The organism is Flavobacterium sp. GNP010, from assembly GCF_056428945.1.
The window spans coordinates 1-2306 of the sequence record NZ_JBWJVK010000099.1; the positions used below are offsets into that span (position 1 = coordinate 1).

Sequence of the window (2306 nt, forward strand, 5' to 3'; positions counted from 1 at the left end):
TCAAATGGAAGGATAGAAACATAAGATTTGTTATCTCTTTTCTTTTGGAAGAAAACAACTCCATCTACTCTTGCGTGTAGTGTGTGATCTTTACTGATGTAAACATTAGCACCTGGATTATGTTTTGAACCTCTTTGTCTTACGATGATGTTCCCAGCAATAGCAGCTTGACCACCAAAAATCTTTACGCCTAAACGTTTTGATTCTGATTCTCTACCATTCTTAGAACTACCGACACCTTTCTTGTGAGCCATGACGTATTAGTTTTATTTTGTTATTATTCTTTTGTGTCTTCTTTTTTAGCTTTAGCTACCTTTTTCTTAGGAGCTTCAACTTCTTCTGTAGTTGCTTCAACTGCTGCTTTTTTAGGAGCTGCTTTCTTTGCACCAACACCAGTAATACCTTCAATTACAATTTGAGTAAGATACTGTCTGTGACCGTTTCTCTTTTTGTATCCTTTTCTTCTTTTCTTTTTGAAAACGATAACTTTATCTCCTTTTAAGTGTTGTAACACTTTAGCTTCTACTGAAGCACCTTCTATAGCTGGGGCGCCTAAAGTGATAGTTCCGTTATCATCTAATAAAAGAACTTTGTCAAAAGAAACTTTTGAACCTTCTTCATTAGTCAAACGGTTAACATAAACCTTTAAGTCTTTGCTTACTTTGAATTGTTGCCCTGCTATCTCTACGATTGCATACATACTGAATTGTTTTAATAATTTTTAAGGTTGCAAATATACAATTAAATTTTTAACCTGCAATTGGTACTGCGAAAATTATTTTTTACTTGCTAAACACTTGATTTAGTTCACTTTTAAACCCTAGTGTTTGGCACTCAAATTGAACAGTTGTTAAAGTTGTATTCTGTTGCCGATTCGATGTAACAAAATAAATAGGAATACTACTAATACTCATATTAACAAAATTATTAACCTTATGAAAAATTCATTAATGGCTTTAGGTGCTGTGTTTATGCTAGGAGGAGTCGCTTCTGCGCAGAAAGTAGCTTTTGAGGAATACAAATTAGACAATGGCTTACATGTAATTTTACACAATGATCCATCAGCTCCTACTGTGATCACATCTGTGATGTACCATGTGGGTGCCAAAGACGAAAATCCCGAAAGAACTGGTTTTGCTCACTTTTTTGAACATTTATTATTTGAAGGAACTGAAAATATTAAACGCGGCGAATGGTTTAAAATTGTAACCGGTAATGGTGGTGTGAACAATGCCAATACTACCGATGACAGAACCTATTATTACGAAGTTTTCCCTTCAAATAACCTAGAATTAGGTTTATGGATGGAAGCTGAAAGAATGCTTCACCCAGTAATTAACCAAATTGGGGTTGATACACAAAATGAAGTGGTAAAAGAGGAAAAAAGATTGCGTGTTGACAACCAACCGTACGGAAACTTTTTAGCAGAAGTTAAAAAGAATATTTTTACAAAACACCCGTATCGCTGGGCAACTATTGGTTCTATGAGCCATCTAGACGCTGCAACTTTAGAAGAATTCCAAGCCTTTAACAAGAAATTTTACATTCCGAACAATGCTGTTTTAATTGTGGCTGGTGATTTCAAAAATGACCAAGCCAAGGAATGGATTCAAAAGTATTTTGGACCAATAAAAAAAGGAGCTGAAATTGTTAGATCTACATTTGTTGAAGAACCAATTACACAAACTATAAAAGCAAAATTTGAAGATGCTAACATTCAAATTCCGGCTATCGTTGCGGCATACAGAACGCCATCTATGAAAACTAGAGATGCTAGAGTATTGGATATGATTTCTTCTATTTTAAGCGATGGAAAAAGTTCAAGATTGTATAAAAAAATAGTTGACGATAAGAAAATGGCTTTACAAATTGGTGCTTTTAGCAACAATCAAGAGGACTACGGAAGCTACATAATTTACGGTTTGCCACAAGCACCAAACACCGCCGAGAGCATTCTTGCTGAAATTGATTTAGAAATTGTAAAACTACAAACAGAACTACTTTCTGAAAAAGATTTGCAAAAATTACAGAACAAATTCGAAAATCAATACGTGAATAGTAACGCAACTATCGATGGTATTGCTGATAACTTAGCAACCTACCATTTATTATATGGTGATGTTAATCTAATCAATACCGAAATTGAAATCTACCGATCTATTTCTCGTGAGGAAATTAGAGATGTTGCTAAGAAATATTTAAATCCAAATCAAAGATTAGTTTTGGATTATGTTCCATCTAAAGACAAAGCTCAAAACTAAGATATCGCATTATGAAAAAATCAATATTAATTATATCAAGCTTGT

3 protein-coding genes are annotated in these 2306 nt (G+C 33.9%); 1 reads left to right on the forward strand and 2 read right to left on the reverse strand.

Features of this window, described 5'->3' with window-relative positions:
• Together rpmA and rplU are read right to left on the reverse strand one after the other, a co-directional pair.
• A partial coding sequence (rpmA, locus tag AC061C_RS15580; protein WP_478291930.1) for a 50S ribosomal protein L27 occupies nt 1-254 on the reverse strand: 254 nt, incomplete at its 3' end.
• A 23-nt stretch (nt 255-277) separates the two neighbouring features.
• Nucleotides 278-700 (reverse strand): 50S ribosomal protein L21, encoded by a 423-nt coding sequence (gene rplU, locus AC061C_RS15585; RefSeq protein ID WP_103998998.1) that lies wholly within the window; start codon nt 698-700, stop codon nt 278-280.
• A gap of 235 nt (nt 701-935) precedes the next feature.
• On the opposite strand from rplU, the gene AC061C_RS15590 reads away from it, so the two are divergent.
• Complete coding sequence (locus AC061C_RS15590) at nt 936-2261, forward strand: M16 family metallopeptidase (protein WP_478291931.1); 1326 nt, start codon at nt 936-938, stop codon at nt 2259-2261.
• The last annotated feature ends 45 nt before the right edge of the window (nt 2262-2306 follow it).